This is a genomic window from Corynebacterium sp. CCUG 51687, assembly GCF_024453995.1.
Lineage (GTDB): Bacteria > Actinomycetota > Actinomycetes > Mycobacteriales > Mycobacteriaceae > Corynebacterium > Corynebacterium pseudogenitalium.
On sequence record NZ_JAGPYT010000003.1, the window covers coordinates 212177 to 231273 of the forward strand.

Sequence of the window (19097 nt, forward strand, 5' to 3'; positions counted from 1 at the left end):
GCCGTAAATAGTAACCGAAGTACACTTGAACCCATGCCTATACCCGAGTTCATCGTGCAGACCCGAAAGAAGATCGGAACCGACCCAATGTGGGTTCCCTCCGTATGTGCCGTCGTGCTGCGGGACTCCACCGCGGACACCCCGTGGGCAGTCCCCGAAGTGCTCCTCGTCCGCCGCGCGGACAACGAGAAGTGGACGCCCGTGACCGGCATCGCCGACCCAGGCGAGGACGCCCACGACGCCGCGGTGCGCGAGGTACTCGAAGAGACCGGCATCAAGGCCACCCCGGCTGCGATCCTCGGCGTCGGCGCCATCGGCCCCGTCACCCACGACAATGGGGACATCGCAAGCTACATGTCGACGCAGCTCCGCCTCGAAGCCGTCGACCCCTCCCAGGAGCCCGTCGTCGGTGACGACGAATCCATCGACGTCGGCTGGTTCCCGCTATCCCACATGCCGGTCACGGACGCGAAGTGGCGCCTCGTCATCGGCGACGCCGCCGCCCAGCGCAAGCGCCCCGAGGGCTTCCAGCCACGCATGGGCTTTAGCAAGCGCAACTAATGCGGTTCGGCGTCGACGTATCCGAGCACCAGGCAGGCTTTGACTTCACCGCCTGCCCACTCGACTTCGCCATCATCCGCACCACCGACGGCACCTACCAGGACCACGCGTTCCCCACCCTGTTTGTCGACGCCCACTCCGCCGGCCTCAACGTATCCACCTACCACTTCCTGCGCAGCCCTTCCGAGGGAACCAGCGTGGCCGAGCAGGTGGAGGCCAGCGTCGAGGTACTCCAGCGCGCCCCCGGCGCCATGAATTGCCCGATGTGGCTCGACGTGGAAAGCCCTGCCGGGCTCGCGCTTTCCGACGTCCGCTCCGCCTACGACACCTTCCAGGGGCGTGGGGTGCGCGTTGCTGGCGTCTATACGAATGCCTGGTACTGGCGCCGATACATGCGCTTGGCCCGGCCCACCCAGTTCGGTGCGCTCTGGCTCGCAGACTGGGGTTCCGACGAGCCAGCATTTCCAGGTGCCGACGCATGGCCGACCCCACTCGGCATGGGCACACCCGAGGTGTGGCAGTACACTTCCCGCGGCACCATCGGGGGATTCACGGTGGACCTCAACGCGTGGAGGGACGTCGCATGAACGCTGTGCGCGTGGTGATGGCAGCCGTGGTGTGCGTTGCGTGCGTTGTGGTCCCGTCTGTGGCACCGCCAGCTCAGGCGCAGTTACTGGGGAAAGGCGATAGCGAGCCTTTGCCCGAGGCCCCGCTCGAGGCGTACGAGCGCAACATCGCGGCCCCACCGCAGCGCTGCACCGATTTCGAGATTGTGATTGCCGCCGGCACCGGCGACTCCAACCAGGGCGACGACCCGCTGCACGTGCGCGGACTGCGACCTGGCTCGACCCTGATCGCTGACGTCGAAGCGGCTGGCGAGAGCGTGTCTGCCTGGCAGGTGCCGTACACGGCCTCGGTTGGCGTGCTCGGCACGCTGGGGGAGACCAGGACGAACATGGCCCTGCCGTACGGGGCGTCGCTAGATACGGGCAAGCGTGCGGTGCGCACGCACCTCGCCACGCTCCACGACGCATGCCCGGACACGAAGGTGTTGTTCCTCGGGTTTTCGCAAGGGGCTGGCCTGCTCGGGGACCTCGTGGCGGAGTCCCCCGACCCGAGCCTTGTCGCGGCCTACCTTATCGCGGATCCGGGGCGCAGCCGCACCACCTACCACACGGCGGAAACAGTCACCGGCGCGCGTGGCGTCCGCGGCGAGAACGGCGAAATCCTCATCCCGCTCGACGGCGTACGCCTTGCTAGCGATGTCTCGGGTCTCACCGGGCCACGCCGCACCAGCTTCCACGACGCTGAGGCTGAGGTACTCACGTTTTGCCACAGCAACGACCTCGCCTGCGCCACGCAGCACGACGGGTTGGCGCAGCGCGTCGGCGTGCGCCTCGCCCAGCCCGCCGCGGTCCCGCTGCACAAACTAGCCGGACGCGGCTTCAAGGACTTCGGGCACAACCCCATCGCTACGATGCTTGCCTTGGCGTGGGAACTTGCTGCCGTGTCTCATGTAGTACAGGAATATGCGGGGGAGACACCGCCGTTTTCGGGAGAAGACATCACCGGGTTGGGCGTGCTGCTCCACGTGGCCGCGCAGGAACTGCTGCCGATGGCCGCCGGGCTAGGCGTTCCTCAGATCCCGATGCCACTGATTGACCTCATCCCGCACGTGATGAACATGATGCCCCACCACCTGGCCTACTTCGAGGGCGGCGACCACCCCGCGTGGACCATCGACGGCGAGTCAGTAGAGTCGTGGATCGCCCACGACATGGTCGCCCGGATGCAGGCGAGCTAACTATTCCTTATGGTGTACGTCTTACCGGGCACCGGCTGCGGCACCATCTGATCCAGGCTCGCCGGCCGCAGCCCCTTCGCCCGCAGGCCGTCGATCACGCACTCCACGGCTTGGGCCGTCGTCGGGTGGATGTCGTGCATCAACACGATCGACCCGGCCCGTGCCTGGTCAACCGCAGTCTTGCACGTCCGCGCCGGGTCGCGGTGCTTCCAATCCAGCGTATCGACGTCCCACAAGACCACCGCCTGACCCTGCACCCGCGCTGCCTCGGACACCGTCGCGTTGAGCGCCCCATACGGCGGGCGGACAAACCGCGGGGAGGCACCAGTGGCATCAGCAATCGCGCGGGAGCCCTCCTCCACTTCGCGACGCACCTCCGGCTGCGAAAGCCTCGTCAAGTCACGGTGCGTGGCAGTGTGGCTGGCTACCGTGTGACCGGCAGCCCGCATCCGCTTCACGACGCCCGGGTTCGCGCGGACCTTCGGCGCCAGCATGAAAAACGACGCCGTGGCGTGCTTGCGCGCCAGGATATCCAACACCTGATTCGTGGAGGCAGCCGGACCGTCGTCGAACGTGACGGCCACGCAGTTGGAACAGTCCGCAGGTTGATCCTGGGTCGGAGCCGACGCGCTGGGCGCAGGAGCCGGAGCAAGCTGCTGTGCCAACGGATGGTTGCGCGCCTGCGGCGGAAGCGCCCGGTAGATAGCCGTACGGAGCTCCTCACCAGCCTGGGAGCTGGATTGAGAGAACGCCTGTGAGCTGCCCACGAGCGGGTTCGCGACCGCGTTCGGCGCAGTACACAGCACCGCCACCGCAACGAGTGTGGACATTACTTTGCGCATTGCTACACCACCATCCAGAGTCAGTACCCGTGTCAGAGTACCCGGTCTTCGGATTGTGCGAAATTGTGCCGCAAATACTCTGCTGCGGGCACTACCTTGAACTCTTCCAACTGTTGGTTATGTTCGCCACGGTAGACCACCCAGCGTCGTGCCGGGTCAATGTTCAACTGGCTCCCCACCGTGGCGAGGTTTTTACCGTGGCGTGAGCGGAACGTCACGGAGGACTTTATTGCCACAGCGCGTGGCTCGTGCGTCATATCGAGGAGATCTACTTCAATCTTGCTGTCATCACGATAGAAATACAGTTCGGGAGCGACCCCTTGGTGGTGGTAGCACTTGGCGGTTTCTGCCACGATAAGGTTCTCCATTACAGCGCCCAAAGCCGGAGATCTTACGAGGTCTGCTTTTGTGCGGAGGCCCAAGAGGTGGCAAAGCAGGCCGGTGTCGTAGAAGTACAACTTAGGGGTTTTCGTGAGCGTTTTGCGGGAATTGGTGTGAAAAGGGCGTAGCGCGAACACGATGAAGCTGGATTCCAGGATGCTTACCCAGTTCTTCACGGTTGCAAACGCGACGCCGAGTTCACGAGCCAAGCCGGTGTAGTTGATGAGGTGCCCTGCGTTCAGCGCTAACAGCTTCATCATCTTTTGGAAGGCCTCCGCGTTCTGGACATTGAGTAGCTGCGTGACGTCCCGTTCGACGTATGTGCGCAGATAGTTCTGGTAGTAGATCTCTGGTGGCATATCTACTTGATACAGGCGTGGGTAGCCACCACGAACCATGAATTCTTCAGCGCTTATCTCTGGTCGTGCGGTGAGTGCTTCTCGGAAAGAAAGTGGAAGCAGGTGAGTGATACCTACTCTTCCAGCCAGGCTTTGTGAGATCTTCTCCATTAAAAGGAAGTTCTGCGAACCGGAGAGCACGTATTGTCCAGGTGTGCCTCGTTCGTCCGAAATTACCTGCAGGGACGAGAATAGCTCGGGCGCATATTGAGCCTCGTCGATGATGAGGGCAGAGCCACGATCATGGATAAAACCCGTGGGATCCTCGGTGGCGAACGCGCGTAGCGTGGGGTCTTCGAGATTGAGGTATGTGAAATCAGGGAACTGTTCACGGATCAACGTCGATTTTCCGCTTTGCCGTGGTCCGGTCACGCTCACGATCGGAAACCACGAAGCCAGTTTCTCAAGATGCTGTCCCAATTCCCTCGGAATGAACACTATTTCACCAAATCCCTAAAGTGCGACTTACCAAATCCCTAAAGTGCGACTTACCAAATCCCTAACATGTTGACTGTTATCGCTGGTCGTGGTGGTAGTGGTGTCGTCGGTGGAATCGGCCTACATCTGTTGCAACGCGCGCTGAGCCCAGTCAAAACCAATCCTTTCTTGTTCGATTCGCAACCACGTGTTGTCCGCATGGGTATGAAGGAATTCAAGCGTGGCTTGCTCATCGTCGCTGAGCGTGATGGGTTCGAAGCGTTTGGAAGTAGTCTCTTCTACGCCGTACGCGGCATGCGCGCGGGCGGTTGCGAGGTCCATGAGTACTGACCGTGTGCGGGGGAGGTTCATTCGTACATGGTCGAGGATGTAGAAACCGTTGGAGTCTAAATCTCCCCAGTACAAGACCTCCCTGTCGTGAAGCCAGGTGGCGTCGCGGGAAAGCGAAATCGCGTTCATTCCCTGCCCATAGATCGCAATGGTGTCCGGCATTTCCGGCAGAGCTATATAGGTCTGGTAGTTCTCTACGATGATGGCTCGTGACCCTGGTAACTGGTGGTGACGGACCTCATCGAGCTCACAGCAGACTCGATGGAGCCCGAAGAGATCGCAAGATGGGTCGAGGCTGCGCATGTCCATCATGGCAGGGGCCTGTTTGAATTTCAGCGGTCCTGTGAGCGACTCGATGAGGGAGCGGTGCTGGGCTATCCATTTACTATCGATACCGCGAATCGGAAGCTCCCGCTCGTAGAAGCGTGAGGTGTCGTTTGCATTGATCCAGGTGACCGTGTCGATGAACTGCGTCGCTGTTGTGTCGTCGAACTCCTTCCACGCTTTTAGTCGTAGCGCCAGCGGGGCCCGTACGTGCGTGCCAAGTGTCGTCTCAAAGCGGTCCACCAAGGCATTTATTCGTTGCCATTCCTTCAGCTTGCCTGCAGCGCGAGCGGCCACCACAGGGGAAGACAGGACTACTGCCGACGGGACCGTGTGGGTGCCGTAGACGTCCAGGCGTTTGACTGTGGTCTCAGGCTCTAACCAATGCCGTTCCCAGGTAGAAAGCCACTCGCGTACTTGGGAGCCGTCGTCTTTGGAGACTTCTGCAGCAGTGGGTGGGCTCAAGCTGATGCGTAGTGGGCTGAATTCACCGGCTAACCAGCTGCGGTGGTTGCGCCTATAAAACGTCAATGCTCGCTTGTGCACGTCAGGCGGATACTTCACTGTTCGTCCTCTTCTGCAGCAGGGGAGAGTGATGCCGCGACTTCCTCGAACTTCAACTGCGCGGTGCGGGAATGCTTACGGTCCGGGCAGTCGACCTTAAGGATGCCGCCGATGTAGTCTTCCACGGTTTGGAGGAGCTTGAGCGGGGTGGCCAAAATCATGTGGAAGCCGAATCGATGGAATGCCTCCATCGCGGCACGAGTGAACTCCGCGTCGGCGCGGTCGAAAGCCTCGTCCAAAATAACTGAGCCGAACTTGGGATAGGTCGCCCCGTCATGCACCACCGTGGCACGCTTTGCCTGCGCGGTGGTTGTTCCAATTCCAGTCAGACGGTATCGCAGCGCAGCAGCCAGGCAGAACGAGGATAGCTTTTGTGCTTGCCCGCCTGAAAGCCCTTCCGCGGAGTCGTAGACGGCGCCTCGCTCACCATCCGGAGTTACTTCCACTCCAAGAAATTTCACGTGTTCGCGGGTATCTAGACGCTGGATGCGCTGTCGGACAGTAGTTGTGTCGTTCACGGTGATGTCATCGATGACTGCCTTGAGTTTGGAAAAACGAGCTTCGCTGGCTGCCTGGTCGTCGTCGTGCAGGGACCCTTCCAGCGCGTCGTTGAGTTTTGCGATGAACTGGCGAGCCTCAGCGGGCTGGGACTCTTTGACCTCGATCTGGAGGAAGTTCGGGCCGTAGAAGCTGACTTCGGACAAGGATTCGTTGACAGGCCCGATGGAACTGCGGGTTTTCGCAGTGGCTTCCGAGAGTAAACGCCGCAGTCGACCCAAGTGACGGTCGGTTTGTTCACGCAGCAGCTCCCGGAAGTCAGCTTCAAAGCGGGGGAGGTCATCGTCTTCCAGGCGGTCCAGCTCGGCGAGAAAATCCCCACGCCATTGCAGGTCAGGGTGGAGATCCCCGCGACGCTCCGGCCACCTATCCACGTACTTCTCCATCGCAGTGCGAACGGTGTTCTCCAGACGAACGATTTTTGATTGCAGACCAGAGATTTGTTTATTCAGTTCTTCCTGCAAGGTTCGTTGAAGCTCATCGATGTTTGAACGTTGGGCGCGTCGAGTGTGGCGATCAAGGCGTGCTGCGAGCCGTTGGATAACGCTCGAGTCCAGCGGCTCGGTTTCGTCCAAGACGTGCTGTGCCTGGGCATACTCTTGTTTGGCTCGCTGAAGCTGGCTGCTAAGGCCGCCAATTCGCTGGTTGAGGTCCGTCACGCGCGAAGAACAGTCGTTGATCCGTTGCGCAATAACCTCGAGTTCTTTGCGCAGTTGGGCCAGTTCCTGGTTCCCATCAACGAGGCGGTCGAGCGCTGCTTGGGCGACGTTGAGGCTGCTTTCAGCAGAGGGGACGTCGATAGCAGAGAAATCCTCGGTCTCTAGCAGGCGTTCGCAGATGCCCACGCGGCGCTCCAGCCGCTTAACGTGTGCCTCAAACCGGGTGCGCTGTTCCTTGAGCTGCTGGAGCTCGGACTTCTTTCGCACGATGATAGCGGTGAGCTCGTCGATCTTATCGTCGACGTTGCCAGACAACACCCAGCGAGAACGATCGTCAATGCGCCGACGGTCGTCTTTTGTATGCCTAGTTTTGTTCTTGACCTGACCATTGAGGGTTACGGCTTTGGAAGCTGACCGGAACTCGTCAAGCGTTTGTACACAGGCATGGTCGAACCGATCCGAGAGCTGGGATTGTAGCCAGTCATGAAAGCGGCCGCTGCGTACGAACAGTTTTGTGCCAAGAGAACCTTGTACAAACGGGCGTGGCGTCGAGTGCTCCATCGATGAGGTCACCCGCACGTAATCAAGCCGGGCATCGAGGTGCGTGGAATCCACAGCCTTACTCACAGCCTGATAATGCTCTTCTGGGACGATCAACGTTCTGGCGAACCCGCCCACTATGCGTTCAGCAGCCGGTTGCCACTCAAGGTGATCTGGGTGCATATAGATTTCATCGGCCACGAACGGGAGCTCTTTGAGCGCGATGCCAGTGATATCTGCAATTCGCTGGCGGGCGCGGAGCAGGCGCGCATCCATGGAAGAGCGATACTTGCGGATGATTTGAAGCTCATCACTTGCCCGCGCGATGGCTTTGTCAGTTTCATCAATCTGCGGGTAGATCACTCCACGGCGTTGTTCTTGGGTAGCTACCTCGTCGCGAATGTCTCCGGCCTCACGGCGTAGCGAATCCCGGACGAGTGAAAATTGTTCGCTCGTCGTCGGGATTCCGGTGCCGTCGCCTAAGCGATCAAGCAGGCCTTCGTAGACTCCGGCCTGCTGTTGCACAGCCTGCAGGCGAAGTTTGGCATTGTCTCGTTGATTTTGTGCTGCTTGAATGCCTGTATCACCAGTGCCATGGATCTGGGCGTGAAGCGAATCCTTCTCGGTATTGAGGCTATCGAGGATTGCTTCCACTTGGGTCCGCTCGTCCTCCACCGCATCTTTTTGTGCGTTCAGCTGCTCGACGTCTTCTTGGGCGAAGCTCGCTCGTTTCTCAGCGATGAACCGCTCGAGCCCAGCTTTATCTGCGTCGGCCTCATCGAGCTGGCCGAGAAGCTGAGTCGCTTCATTGATGGATTCGCGCATGGGAACCAAGTGCGCAATCTGATCACGGGCAGTAAGTACTGTCGAGTGCGCGGACTTGAGCTCGGTGAACATAGTCGCTGCGGTTTCCGCGACGGCAAAGGTTTCCGGTTCGGGCAGCATGAAGGTGCGCATCAGGTGGTTCAAGTCCCCGAGAGTCTTTGCGGACTGGGTGCGGTGCAGCAATGCCAAAGCACCATCGTCAGGAATCCCCAGCTGTTTTCTCAGTGCGGCGATAAACGGACGATGGCTTCGGTTGATTGCGAAGGCATCTTTGTAGGTGCGCTTGGCCAGGCCGATATCGGCCTCCTGTACGGCAATGGGTTCGAAGTCCGCTAGGTTCACTTGCCCTGGCAGCGCCAAGAATAAGTTCTTCACGTCGGCAGCAACATGGGCGTTGGCACTCAGATACATCAGGTAGACCGCACTGACTTCTCGACCAGCGCCGTCTGAATAGGTGAGATTCACGCCTGACCATGTAGCGCCTGTTCGTAGGAATGAACGGGTGAGCTCGTCGACCTCTACCGAGTGCTCCCGACGCCACGCACCACGGCAATAAGTAATGAGGTTGCGGCCTGAAGCTTTCGCAGTGTCGGAAGCAGCCGCGTTGAATTTCCGCTTTATTGGAGGGACCAAGATCGTCGATACAGCATCGATGAGTGTCGATTTACCCGAACCGGACGCACCTGTGATGAGGAATCCCTTGCGTGCAACGTCTACTGTGTGCAGGTTGTTAAACGTTCCCCAGTTGTACACCTGGATGCGTGATAACCGGAATTGGCCTGCGATCAGATCAGTCATGCGTTGTCCTCCAGAACCTGTTGGTAGCTTGCGGTAACTGCAGCAATTTCTTCGGCAGAAAAGAGGATTCGCAGCACCGGTGAAACTTCGTAGCGGCCAGTCGTCGGGGTCTTCACCACGATGGAGTTCTTCTTGAACTTATTCCATGCGGCTTCGAACCGTTTGCGCTGTTTCGTGTGGTCAGTGCCCTCTGCAGCTTGATACGGAAGCGTGGCTTCGAAGACTTCGTTTTCATCTACGATGGTGCGTTCATTGGGGTTGGTGTGGATCAGTGCTTTGCGCAGATGCAGCAGTACGACAGTGTCGACAAACTTCAGCGGCAGTGTGCGCAGCATCGCACGTTTATCAGGGTGATCAGCTTCCCACGTCTTCGTATAGGCAACGCCGGCATTGTCGTCGATAATCAAGGTCAAGAACAAGTTGTCGAGCTGTTGCGCTAGTACCTCCCGCGAGGAGGAGACGATGCTAAAAATCTCCGGCGAGGTCAGCATCGACACATACGGGCCGCGGATGAGCTCCGCGAGGGCCCTGCGCTGGCCGGAAGTGAGCGTTCCGGTGTCGCCCTCGTACAGAGTGGTGGATTCATTGTCATGCATGGCGGTTTCCTCTTAGTTGGTTCCTTCGAGAGACTGGTCAAAGACATGAGTAGGGAAGCGGGCTTGCCAAGGGTGTCCACTAATCGACGTCCACCTCAGGAGTTCACTGCCTTCAGTCCGCCGACCATGTTTTTCTGCCAACACAATGACGCCTACTACGCTGGCGACTCCTTGCGTAGCAGGGTGATCCTGCAGGACCTCGCTCAACGTGGCTACACCACGGCGGTGAACGGACGCGTTAATGGCATCGGTGAGCTCCTGCCAGTCAATCTCCGATTCTCTGATCTGTCGGCGCAGCTCCTCGAGGTCTATCTCCCCGATCTCAGCCTCTTCTACCGTGGTCTCGATCCGGTAATCCAGCGGGTCCCACAACCTCCAACTAGAGACGGACTTGGCCTGGTGCGTGCTCAGCTCCAGCTCAAGGAAGACGTGTTGCCCGGGGGCTGCGTCGGCCCGCGCAACCTGTAGAGCACATGCGTTGGCGTCATTAATCGCTTTCGTGAGTGCTTGTTGGGACTCGGCTTCCCTCGACTGCACAAAGCGCCGCAGTGACCTCGATAGGCTGGTCATGGAATCATGCACTTGCCCGGAGGAGGCGTCGAGCGTGCTCATGAGCAGGTGCAGCTGGAGGCGCTCCTCAGGAGTGAGCTTGGTCACGAAATCGCGCGACATGACCGCTTCCAGTGTGGCGTCGAAACGATGGGACTGCTCCGGATCCAAGAACAAGTCATAGAATCCGCCGAATGCCTTGCCTGCATCCGACTCGCTGATAAGGTCTACGCCCCGGAACACGTTGTCCAACACGTCTGCGGCGCTGCGATCATCCTCCACGATGGATTGACGCAGCTCTACGTTCACTTTCTCCACCTCAGCCTGTACACGTGCAAAATCGGCAGGCAAGTCACTGACTAGATTGAGAATCTCGCGTGCTCGTTCCACAGCTTCGGCATCGGCGAGGACGTTGACTCCGTGCTGACTAATCGTATCAATCTGACGCTGCAAGCTATCACGCTGGGCTTCCAATCGTGCGATCGCAGTGGCCTCGTCCGGGTCAGTCTCTGCAGCTAGCGAATACAGTGACGCCATCAACGTGCCCAGGCGGGATTTCGTGACCGTGTGCTGGGGGTTAGTCAGATGCATCGCATAGTCCAGCGCCGAGTGTGCATCCGGGGAAAGCTCATACGTTTCATCGTGCAGCTCTTTCGGACTGCGACGAACCAGGTACCCGGCCTTCACCCAATCATTTACATACGCGGTTGCAGCCTTGGGTAGTTCCTCGTCTGTTTGCTCTCGGATGTCAGCAAGCAGGGGCTCGACAGCGGAGATGAAGTCCTGGCCGGCAATGGGTTTATCCTCACCCTTAAACACTGCGCTGAGCACCGTGAGGATAGTCGGAGCATTATGCGCGCGCAGCAGCGTCCAGGCAGGGGACTGCTTGGCAAGGCGCGAGAGCGTAAAAACATCGGCCAGCGACTGAGCTCGGGTCATGTGCAATTCTCCATACTGCTGGATCATCTACTAGGCCCGATCTTAGAGGCGGGGTCCGACATAAAAGAGGCGTTGGCGTACGTGACCAACCAACATTAGAAAAGAGATTCGATTAAAGTGCTTGCCGGAGCGAGAACGACCAGCGGAAAGTGCTACCTCCAGAAGCTGGTCATGCCACGCTTGGTGGCAATCTGGTAGTCAATGAGCTCGCCGAGCAGCTCGAAGTTGAAAGGGGAGCCCCAAGGCTGACGGATGATATTCTTCGTGAAGTCTGCGCCCAGGGCTTCGAGCTCTGGCTGGAAATGCGTGATCGTTGCTTGCTCAGGTGCGATGGCCATGTGTTTCGACGCCACCGAAAATCCGACGATATACGTGCCGCCGAGCGTAAACATTGGCTGGCTCCAATTGATCTGTAGCACAAGATCCGGGTAGTCGCTGTGTACCCAGTCGATGACGTCGGTCATCCGGGCGCGCTTGTCGCCTTCGGGAACGGTTGCTAGAAATTCGTCAAGTGTTTTCAGTGCCACCAGTCCCAACATAGGCGATGGCAGTGCCGTGCACGACACAAGTCCGCCCAGCAACCACCCAAGCAGCGTCAGGCAGCCTGCTCCATAACCCCGATCCAAGGGACCTCTGCGTCACGGGAGTACCCGACGCGTGCTTACCTACAGGCTTTCAAAGACCAGGGTTGCCTGCACGCGGTCGCCTCCGAGCAGCCCTTTACTGCCAGATGAGGTGGTGGTGATGGTGTGCAGGCGATAGCCTTTCGCGCACTGGGTGTTGATGACGTCTTCGAGCTCGGAAAGATTTCGGGAGGCAGTGCCCATGAGCTTTTCTTTGAGCACCACTTGCAGCACAACGTAGGTTGGATTCATGCACGTAATCCTAATGTGATTAGCTCGTGAGTTTTAGGCATTTCGGGGGGTATCCGAGCGCCAGAGAACGCAGCTTCGCATAACAAGTCTTCGTTCTAAGAAATCAAAGCGATCCCGGTAATTAGGCATCGAACTCGGGCAGACGAAGAATATCTGCGACCACATGGGTGCGAAGGTACTCGCGTAGATAGGGGAGAGCGAAGTCTGCGGTGCCGCGGTCGTAAGTGATTAAGTCGGCTTCGCTAAGGCGGCGTCGATAGTTGTAAGCTTGTTGTTCGCTCACTTCGAGGCGGCTGGCGACGTCGCTGATTTTCGAGGCACCATCATCGAGCGACATTGCAGCAAGGAACCTACGATCCTCCGCAGAAAGATCGTTGAGCGCTGGTTCATGAACAAGTTGCCCGAGTTTCTTCCGTGCACGAGTAATCGCCTTCTCCGTAGCCTCCAATTGAATTGTGTCAGAGGATTCAAAGCGCCAAGCGAAGTTGCCAATCAACTGGATCATGAACGGATAACCTCCAGTAGCTTGGACAGCTGACACAAGGGCTCCCTCGTCCCACGAGCGTCCAGCTTGCTGGACGGGAACTGTGAGTCCCTCACGGACCTCTGTACCTCTGAGTCGGCCGAGATCCACGCGATTTGCACGTCTTAGGAAAGTGATTGGATTGCGTCCTTCGTCACTGGCAAGCAGAGGTCTCACCGAACTTGGAATACCGGCCATTACCACGGCGATTTCCCTGTTTTCTCGAACGAGGTGTTGAATAGCCGTCGCGAACTCAACAATTTCATCATGATGTACGAAATGAAGCTCATCGACCGTAATTAAGACACCACTGGCAGAACGGTTAAACCTGTTGTGGTTCGCGAGCGTGTCAAGGACCTCCGTGAGTAGAGTACGGAGTGAACGTGGTCTTTGAGCAGGCCGTTCGAACTCATGCTTGAGGCGCAAAGCGCTCGGACCAACTTGAAAAGAGGTTCGGGTCGGCGCATCGCTCTCGAGAAACTCTGTAAGCTGGTCTCTCAACTTATCGACGAACCCCTCAGTCGCCGTTTCGGAAAACGTTAGCCACCCAGTGTCTTTTGCGGTGTCTTCTAACTCGTTGAGTAGGGCTGTTTTTCCAATACCTCGTGCGCCAACGAGGAGTGAGATGCGTTCGTGTGCACCTGGCCCTTCTTCAAGCCCGAGTCTGAAGTCATCGATTACTTCGTCGCGGCCGACTAGGAGTGGCGGGCTAGTCCCAAGCGAAGCACGGAAAGGGTTTTGCGTGGTCGTCATAGTTACACATTAGCGCTCTTGTGTGGAGTTGTGTGGTTTGTGTGGAAATGTGTGGTTTGTGTGGAGTTATGTATAGCGGGGGATGTCGCTGGTTCTTGCGAGTGAGCTGTGCACCACAATCCGTCCGCGGACTTCGGCCACCTGGGGAAATACTCAAGTCTTTCTGGGGGAAATGGGGAATTTGGTGTCCGGGCCTGAAGCGTAGTGACAGGGGGCGCAAGTTTGAATTTCGACCTCCACGTTCCCGCAGGTCACACAAGGGCTAGATGTTATGTGTTGTGTCTTTTGGCACTGGCACGAAGCGGCCCGCACCAGATTCCTGGGTTTGGGAAGGGGACGTCGGCAAATGCGCAGGTCGCCGATTTCGCGTGAGGGAATGTGGTGCAAAAGTCCGCTGCACAGGAAGAAGACAAAGAAAAACCCACGGCAACCGTGACGGAAACCGTGGGCAAGAGGCCAGGACGAACCTGGGCTCAGAATCTAGCAGTCAAAGTAGAGCGTTAAACCACCTAAAACCATCTTAACCAGCATCAACACCGTCACTCTTGGTGTCATTCTTGCCCGAAATCCCGGAAAAATCCCGGACCGTAGGCAACTTACTCCGCAACTGTTCCCCAGCACCCGGGAACAAATGTGAGTAGATATTCAGTGTCATCGATGCCGAAGCATGTCCCAACGCGCGCTGTACCATTACCACCGACGCGCCCGAATCAATCAACGCCGACGCATAGAAATGCCTTAACCCGTGAAATGTCACATCCAGCCCGCATGCCTTAGCAATGGTGCGGAACCTGGCGCCCACATCGCCGGAAGACAGTGGCTTGCCTTCCTTACTACAGAACACGGTTTCGTCAGGGTTGCGTGGGTGGCGCTGTAGCTGCGCCTCAATGACGTCGACTGTAGATTGACCAATCGGCACGACGCGCCGTGATGACGCGGTTTTCAGTGGTGCAAATGTGCGTGTGCTCTGGTTGATCTGTTCTACGATATGGAGCTCTTTTCGTAGGAAGTCCACGTTGCGCACTCGCAGCCCACAGAGCTCACCGGCGCGGAGACCGGTTTCAGCACCGACTTGGATCATGGCTGCGGTTGTGGGGTTGGGGGCTCTTCCAATTCCAGTGCCAAGCGCGGTGGTTATGAGTAGGTTGATGTCCTCAATGGTGGGGATGCGAGCGCGGTCAGCGCTGATGGTGACGCGCGGGAGGGGGATTCCGCGCATGGGGTGGCGAGTAATCAGGTCATCATTGATGGCTTGGGTGAAGATGCCGTGCAGGATCGCCGCGAGTGATGCGATGCTCGAGTCTGCGAGCGTGGAATTGTTTGCCCATGGCCGGCCGTCGGCGAGCTGGGTGAGCCATGTTCGGATGTGTGCAGGTTTGACTTCCATAATGGGCATGTCGGCTAGGTCGCCGAGGTTGCCTTTGAGTGTGGTGCGGTTTTTGCGGGTTGAGGGTGTGCGGGCTTGGTTGATGCGGTCTTGGGTGAGGTCTGCGACGGTGATGTCGGTGGGTGCGATCCATTCGCTGCGACGGATTGCGCGTTCTTGTTCTTGGATGAAGGCTTTGGCTTCGCGTTGGGTGTTGAAGCTTTTGGAGCGTTCTTTGCCTGTAGGGTCGGTGTAGCGGGCGACCCAGCGGACAGCGCCGGTTTTTGTGGTTCGCTTTTGTGGTTTCATCGTTGGGTTTCTATGCTTCGTTGCTGCCACCATGGGGGTGGTTTTTCACTGGGCTGCCTGGCCGGTTTGCGTGCCAGGTTTGGACTTCTTCGGCGTCCCAGAGGGGTGTTCTGCCGTCGAAGTGGGCAATGGGGGCCGGTGTGCGTCCCTGCGCGGTGTAGGTCGTCCAGGTTGAGGGTTTGATGCCGCAATGGGTGGCGCACTCTTTGACACGCCAGAGCTCGCGTCCGGTGTCGGCGTCGGTAATGATGGGGCGCATCGTTATGCCTTTCGGTTGATGATGAGTGTTCGCGTGTCGAGTGTGAGGCAGAGGATTGCGCATGCGCCGATGGCGGCGAGCGCGCCGGGGTGCCAGTGGAAGATGGCGCCGATGATGAAGAGGGCTACGGTGGCCGTGGTCATTGTGTGGTTCCTTTCTGTGGGTTAGTGTTGGGGTAGTCCCCGGTCGAGGTAGGTAGGTTCTACTTCGACCGGGGTTCTACTTTTCAATCTCTGGCGGGTTCTTCCTCTTGAGTGGGTACTTTGTGAAGTGTTCCCTGGTCTTGAGGATTGTTAGCCAGATGGCGGTGATTGTGGCGATGATTTCAATCAACTTGCCTCCTTTCTCTGTTGAGTTTTTGTTGTTCCTTGTGGAACTATCTATATTATAGCGCGCTAGCGCGCTATGCGGCAAGTTGGCAAATGGTCAAATAAAGGTGTGTGATGGGGTCGGGGTTGACCAGCTACTTTCAAAAGTTGTTTGAAAGTAGCTTCCTGACCTGGCTGTTGTAAAAAGCTTTTACAACAGAGGGCACTCTGAACAGCAGTCTTGTCTTGCGTGACCTGGCTCCTTTCGGAATTTCCGAACAACCTCGCCACGGTCAAGCTCTAACATTGCGGCTTTCATGTGGTGTCCTTTCGTAGAGGTCTTGCCAGGTGGCAAGGATGTGTGTGGTCACGCCGAGCTCATGCGCGATACCGCCCACATGCGGGCCGTGGAGGCGCTCGGCGGCTTCGTACTCGGCAGGTGAGACGAGCAGGCGCGCTGCCCACTGGTCGGCGGCGCGCTCTTGCCGTTGCGCGAACCAGCCGCCGACGCTGGAGGTGTGCCCAAGGACCGCGTGCCCGAGCTCGTGCGCCAGGGTGTATAGTTCTTCGGCGGGGTGCAGGCCAGGCGCGAGCAGTATCAGGTCGTGCTCGTCAAACCACCCACCCTTGGACTGTGCAGGCAGCCAGCCGACGTCATCAACGTCGACCCACACGCCTAGGTCGGTAGCCATGTCGAGTAGGTCAAAGTAACAGGGAATGGTGTGTGCTCTTTCGGTAATACTCAGTCTTGGCAGTGGGAAAGACCTAGGTAACGGTTAGTGAAAACGTTGCCCAGGCCCCAGGGAGAGTGTTAGCCGCCAAGGAGTGCGTAAGCTGCTTATCTGGTCAGCTAACTGGGGGCAGGAAGAGGTTAGCGGGCCCCTTTTATGGTGGTTAAATTTAAAACGCCGGTAGTAGCAGCAACGACAGACGGGATCATCACCAAAGCGCTTGCATCCGTTTTTTCGGTTAGGAGAAATGCGACGATGCCCGAAATCACGCCAATGACAAGCAGTATCACACTGCTTACATTGAGTACCCGCTTGGGCGGCGTTCGACGTGGTGCTGTGTCAAACGACCGTTGCCGTTCCTTCGTCGCCATGGGGCTCATCCTCCTTTTGAATCTTGAGGATAGTCCACTTTTTTGTCGTCCGCCCATTCTTTGTGACGCGATCCTCGCGAATTTTGATAGCGAATGAGTCCGTTGAACTGAGGTTGAGCCCTTCGGCAACTTGAGTAAGAAAGTTTTCATCCTCGACAGTTGCAACTCGCGTAGCGAACGGGGTTTTAATTTTCCAGCGGTCGGGGTCGTCAAAGTCGATTGCCGATAATTGTCCTGTGGTTTCGAAAATCTCGAATTCTTCCTCTTCGCTGTCGTCTGGGGCAACGGAGCGGTAGTCGTCTTTCGTTAAGATCACTGGAGGTTGCTCGGGAGCATCTGTGGTGCTTCCGAGCTGTAACTCGGCGACTCTCGCGTCCTCAATCGGTCGCATTATCTTTCGGAGCTGTTTCTTCCTGCGACGCGTTCTTTTATTCAGCTCTTCCCAGACTGCGGGGGTGACTTCAGATACAGAGCCGTCTCTCCAATTGATTTTTACCTTCCCGTTTTCGAGATAGTCAAAGTCTGTGACTTGGTCTTTAAACATCTGAATCGCGGTCCACGTGATCTGGCCAAGCGACGGTACGCCTACTGCCGCGGCCGTTTCAGCGGGGTGTTCGGCCATGAGCTGGACCAGTTCGATGATGAATGAGCCCTCCTTGGCAGGGCGGACGAAAAGGTCTCTGCTTGTTGGGCCGGAGTTGTGGAATGCTCCCGCTTTGTCGAAGTCCTGCGCTAATTCTGAGATTCCTTCGAGGACGTCGGATACGTGTTCTGCTCTTAGTTCGTGGAGGTCGGCACCGTCTCCATTGTGTCCGGTGAAGCGCAGTGTGATCGCTTGTTGTTCGTGTACGGGCAAGATGAATCCTTTGCTAGTTGTCGAGTGTCTTTATGAGGGTACCGCTTGCGCTGTTCCGGGCCGTCGTGGAAGGAGCGGAATGTAACAATCCGTGTGATAATTTCGCACTTCTGTAGAAATATCACTCGAACTGTTACACCAGCGGGGGATTAGGGGCCGTCGTGGTAGCCGTCATCACCAGGACCAGGCTCACGCGGCGACGAGTCAGCCACATGACTGTCAGGCTTCTCTGCCTCGCGCCAGTTCGCACCCTTGAACCGCTTCTCGACGCCAGCCTCGCGCTGCGCACGCTTCTCTTCGAGATCGGCGGGCTCCGGGATATGCACCGGCGAATCGACCGACAACTCGAAGTCGCCCTCAAACATTGGTGATGCGTTCACGCGCTTGGTGATCTCGTCGAAAATCTCCGACCAATCAGCGCGCTCGAGCGCCTCACGCACTGCTAGAGCTTCGACTTTGAAGTTGTCCTCGGTGCAGTAGCCGTGAGCAATCAGAGCAGCTGCGACGTCAATGTCATATGCCTGGCAAATCAGAATCACATTTTCAGCAGAGATTGCACCGCGCTCAATCTGTCGGAAGAGCGTCGTCTTTTGGATTCCGGCCTCAGATGCGACAGCGGTGATGCTTGGCGCGCCGGGCAATGAGGTTATCCAAGTTTCTATATTCATAGTTGCATTATGCAACAGGTATTTAGGCAAGTCAAACGCTTAAGTGTGTTAAGGGTTGCAAAGTGTGTAAGGATGTTTCATAATGTGTACAGAAGGTGCAATACGAAACAGGAGATAGCAATGAAATTACGACCTGGGTTCCTCGACCAGCTCGCTGCCGACATCAACGCTAAGAGCGACTACGACCTCGCCAGCTTCCTCGGACTCACCGAGAAGCAACTCGAGCACCTCCGCTACGGAGCCGAAATCACACCACAAACCGCAGCAGTCCTCGAAGCCCGCCGAGCAGCACACCTCAAAGCCGCCGAAATCCTCAACCCAACCGCCGCCTAGCGCTGGGCAGGCGTCGAAAAGAAAGGAACCACCATGGCTTGGATAAGAGATGAACAAGACGAGGCAGAAGCAGACATCCTCAAGCGGTACGGCAACACGGTCCGCACGTGGGGCATGGCGATGAAGCGGCTCAGGATAACCGACAGTGAACTCGCTCCGTACTGGACGGGATTTCAAGCAGGGGTCAGGTGTGCCGTGTTCGCGATGGCGAGAGACCTTCACATGAGCGACGACGAGTTAGCCGCACTAGAGGCGGCTGCGGAGCGGATGGCAGACCTCTGCCAGGAGAAAGAGGCAACCCCCGGCGCTGCAACGCCAGGGGTGACTGCTGATGCTTCGCTGCCGAAGCTAGCGGCGTGGCTCGATGCTCGCAGCAGGATCGTCAAAGCGGAGGCCGCTCTCGACGAGGCGCGTCTCAAGGTCGATGACGTAAAGCTGCGTCGATTCCATCCGCTGCTCCAGATCCGCAATTTGGCGATTCGCGGTCTGAAGCTCTGCAAGCGCCTTCACTAACGCGAGTGCGATTCCAGGACCGGGATCGTCACCCTCATTGAGCGCTGTCTGAATCGAGTCGACTAGGTCTTCAGCAGAGCCAACGCCCCGAACATCTAGCCCAGTGACATGTTCATATTTCAGCAT

General features: G+C 57.8%; 21 protein-coding genes. 5 read left to right on the plus strand and 16 right to left on the minus strand.

Annotation, left to right across the window (positions count from 1 at the left end; translation table 11 throughout):
- Positions 1–33 precede the first annotated feature (33 nt).
- The 3 genes from KBX13_RS04640 to KBX13_RS04650 are packed head-to-tail and all read left to right on the plus strand — an operon-like array spanning position 34 to position 2365.
- Complete coding sequence (locus KBX13_RS04640) at positions 34–561, plus strand: NUDIX domain-containing protein (RefSeq protein WP_256020952.1); 528 nt, start codon at positions 34–36, stop codon at positions 559–561.
- Positions 561–1148, plus strand: a complete 588-nt coding sequence (locus KBX13_RS04645) for a glycoside hydrolase family 25 protein (protein WP_256020953.1) — start codon at positions 561–563, stop codon at positions 1146–1148. Before KBX13_RS04640 ends, KBX13_RS04645 begins: the two co-directional genes overlap by 1 nt.
- Complete coding sequence (locus tag KBX13_RS04650; RefSeq protein ID WP_256020955.1) at positions 1145–2365, plus strand: cutinase family protein; 1221 nt, start codon at positions 1145–1147, stop codon at positions 2363–2365. Before KBX13_RS04645 ends, KBX13_RS04650 begins: the two co-directional genes overlap by 4 nt.
- Here the strand turns inward: KBX13_RS04650 and KBX13_RS04655 are convergent.
- The 16 genes from KBX13_RS04655 to KBX13_RS04730 form a co-directional block, all read right to left on the minus strand.
- Entirely contained in the window at positions 2362–3195 is an 834-nt protein-coding gene (locus KBX13_RS04655; RefSeq protein ID WP_256020957.1) for a polysaccharide deacetylase family protein, read from the minus strand. The genes KBX13_RS04650 and KBX13_RS04655 overlap by 4 nt on opposite strands.
- A gap of 44 nt (positions 3196–3239) precedes the next feature.
- Positions 3240–4424 carry an ATP-binding protein gene (locus KBX13_RS04660; protein ID WP_256020958.1) on the minus strand — a complete coding sequence of 395 codons (1185 nt, stop codon included), beginning with the start codon at positions 4422–4424 and terminating at the stop codon, positions 3240–3242.
- 120 nt (positions 4425–4544) lie between these two features.
- Positions 4545–5642 carry a Wadjet anti-phage system protein JetD domain-containing protein gene (locus tag KBX13_RS11515; protein WP_256020960.1) on the minus strand — a complete coding sequence of 366 codons (1098 nt, stop codon included), beginning with the start codon at positions 5640–5642 and terminating at the stop codon, positions 4545–4547.
- Positions 5639–9022 carry an ATP-binding protein gene (locus tag KBX13_RS04670; protein WP_256020961.1) on the minus strand — a complete coding sequence of 1128 codons (3384 nt, stop codon included), beginning with the start codon at positions 9020–9022 and terminating at the stop codon, positions 5639–5641. Before KBX13_RS04670 ends, KBX13_RS11515 begins: the two co-directional genes overlap by 4 nt.
- The gene (locus tag KBX13_RS04675) at positions 9019–9618 is read right to left on the minus strand and encodes a DUF4194 domain-containing protein (RefSeq protein ID WP_252932144.1); all 600 of its coding nucleotides are present in this window, start codon (positions 9616–9618) and stop codon (positions 9019–9021) included. Before KBX13_RS04675 ends, KBX13_RS04670 begins: the two co-directional genes overlap by 4 nt.
- Before the next feature lie 12 nt (positions 9619–9630).
- Positions 9631–11106, minus strand: a complete 1476-nt coding sequence (locus tag KBX13_RS04680; protein WP_256020963.1) for a DUF3375 domain-containing protein — start codon at positions 11104–11106, stop codon at positions 9631–9633.
- 152 nt (positions 11107–11258) lie between these two features.
- The gene (locus KBX13_RS04685; RefSeq protein ID WP_256020965.1) at positions 11259–11633 is read right to left on the minus strand and encodes a DUF1801 domain-containing protein; all 375 of its coding nucleotides are present in this window, start codon (positions 11631–11633) and stop codon (positions 11259–11261) included.
- Between the two features lie 138 nt (positions 11634–11771).
- Entirely contained in the window at positions 11772–11981 is a 210-nt protein-coding gene (locus KBX13_RS04690; protein WP_256001216.1) for a DUF4177 domain-containing protein, read from the minus strand.
- Positions 11982–12102: 121 nt separating this feature from the next.
- On the minus strand, positions 12103–13257 hold the full coding sequence (locus KBX13_RS04695) for an AAA family ATPase (RefSeq protein ID WP_256020966.1): 1155 nt from the start codon (positions 13255–13257) through the stop codon (positions 12103–12105).
- 520 nt (positions 13258–13777) lie between these two features.
- On the minus strand, positions 13778–14932 hold the full coding sequence (locus tag KBX13_RS04700; RefSeq protein ID WP_256020968.1) for a site-specific integrase: 1155 nt from the start codon (positions 14930–14932) through the stop codon (positions 13778–13780).
- A gap of 10 nt (positions 14933–14942) precedes the next feature.
- Complete coding sequence (locus KBX13_RS04705) at positions 14943–15191, minus strand: AlpA family transcriptional regulator (RefSeq protein ID WP_070477909.1); 249 nt, start codon at positions 15189–15191, stop codon at positions 14943–14945.
- A 2-nt stretch (positions 15192–15193) separates the two neighbouring features.
- Positions 15194–15334, minus strand: a complete 141-nt coding sequence (locus tag KBX13_RS04710; RefSeq protein ID WP_256020969.1) for a hypothetical protein — start codon at positions 15332–15334, stop codon at positions 15194–15196.
- A 458-nt stretch (positions 15335–15792) separates the two neighbouring features.
- The gene (locus KBX13_RS04715) at positions 15793–16191 is read right to left on the minus strand and encodes an ImmA/IrrE family metallo-endopeptidase (RefSeq protein WP_256020971.1); all 399 of its coding nucleotides are present in this window, start codon (positions 16189–16191) and stop codon (positions 15793–15795) included.
- Positions 16192–16370: 179 nt separating this feature from the next.
- Positions 16371–16601: a hypothetical protein gene (locus KBX13_RS04720; RefSeq protein ID WP_256020972.1), complete on the minus strand. Its 231-nt coding sequence runs from the start codon at positions 16599–16601 to the stop codon at positions 16371–16373.
- Complete coding sequence (locus KBX13_RS04725) at positions 16570–17457, minus strand: hypothetical protein (protein ID WP_256020974.1); 888 nt, start codon at positions 17455–17457, stop codon at positions 16570–16572. Before KBX13_RS04725 ends, KBX13_RS04720 begins: the two co-directional genes overlap by 32 nt.
- A 149-nt stretch (positions 17458–17606) precedes the next feature.
- Entirely contained in the window at positions 17607–18125 is a 519-nt protein-coding gene (locus KBX13_RS04730) for a hypothetical protein (protein ID WP_256020975.1), read from the minus strand.
- 120 nt (positions 18126–18245) lie between these two features.
- On the opposite strand from KBX13_RS04730, the gene KBX13_RS04735 reads away from it, so the two are divergent.
- The gene (locus tag KBX13_RS04735; RefSeq protein ID WP_256020977.1) at positions 18246–18458 is read left to right on the plus strand and encodes a hypothetical protein; all 213 of its coding nucleotides are present in this window, start codon (positions 18246–18248) and stop codon (positions 18456–18458) included.
- Between the two features lie 33 nt (positions 18459–18491).
- On the plus strand, positions 18492–18971 hold the full coding sequence (locus tag KBX13_RS04740; RefSeq protein ID WP_256020978.1) for a hypothetical protein: 480 nt from the start codon (positions 18492–18494) through the stop codon (positions 18969–18971).
- Positions 18972–19097 lie beyond the last annotated feature (126 nt).

Excerpts from the sequence above, each read along its gene's own strand:
- KBX13_RS04640 (WP_256020952.1), top strand. The coding sequence starts at position 34 with ATGCCTATACCCGAGTTCATCGTGCAGACCCGAAAGAAGATCGGAACC.
- KBX13_RS04645 (WP_256020953.1), top strand. The coding sequence starts at position 561 with ATGCGGTTCGGCGTCGACGTATCCGAGCACCAGGCAGGCTTTGACTTC.
- KBX13_RS04650 (WP_256020955.1), top strand. The coding sequence starts at position 1,145 with ATGAACGCTGTGCGCGTGGTGATGGCAGCCGTGGTGTGCGTTGCGTGC.
- KBX13_RS04655 (WP_256020957.1), bottom strand. The coding sequence starts at position 3,195 with ATGTCCACACTCGTTGCGGTGGCGGTGCTGTGTACTGCGCCGAACGCG.
- KBX13_RS04670 (WP_256020961.1), bottom strand. The coding sequence starts at position 9,022 with ATGACTGATCTGATCGCAGGCCAATTCCGGTTATCACGCATCCAGGTG.
- KBX13_RS04675 (WP_252932144.1), bottom strand. The coding sequence starts at position 9,618 with ATGCATGACAATGAATCCACCACTCTGTACGAGGGCGACACCGGAACG.
- KBX13_RS04680 (WP_256020963.1), bottom strand. The coding sequence starts at position 11,106 with ATGACCCGAGCTCAGTCGCTGGCCGATGTTTTTACGCTCTCGCGCCTT.
- KBX13_RS04690 (WP_256001216.1), bottom strand. The coding sequence starts at position 11,981 with ATGAATCCAACCTACGTTGTGCTGCAAGTGGTGCTCAAAGAAAAGCTC.
- KBX13_RS04695 (WP_256020966.1), bottom strand. The coding sequence starts at position 13,257 with ATGACGACCACGCAAAACCCTTTCCGTGCTTCGCTTGGGACTAGCCCG.
- KBX13_RS04700 (WP_256020968.1), bottom strand. The coding sequence starts at position 14,932 with ATGAAACCACAAAAGCGAACCACAAAAACCGGCGCTGTCCGCTGGGTC.
- KBX13_RS04705 (WP_070477909.1), bottom strand. The coding sequence starts at position 15,191 with ATGCGCCCCATCATTACCGACGCCGACACCGGACGCGAGCTCTGGCGT.
- KBX13_RS04710 (WP_256020969.1), bottom strand. The coding sequence starts at position 15,334 with ATGACCACGGCCACCGTAGCCCTCTTCATCATCGGCGCCATCTTCCAC.
- KBX13_RS04715 (WP_256020971.1), bottom strand. The coding sequence starts at position 16,191 with ATGGCTACCGACCTAGGCGTGTGGGTCGACGTTGATGACGTCGGCTGG.
- KBX13_RS04720 (WP_256020972.1), bottom strand. The coding sequence starts at position 16,601 with ATGGCGACGAAGGAACGGCAACGGTCGTTTGACACAGCACCACGTCGA.
- KBX13_RS04730 (WP_256020975.1), bottom strand. The coding sequence starts at position 18,125 with ATGAATATAGAAACTTGGATAACCTCATTGCCCGGCGCGCCAAGCATC.
- KBX13_RS04735 (WP_256020977.1), top strand. The coding sequence starts at position 18,246 with ATGAAATTACGACCTGGGTTCCTCGACCAGCTCGCTGCCGACATCAAC.
- KBX13_RS04740 (WP_256020978.1), top strand. The coding sequence starts at position 18,492 with ATGGCTTGGATAAGAGATGAACAAGACGAGGCAGAAGCAGACATCCTC.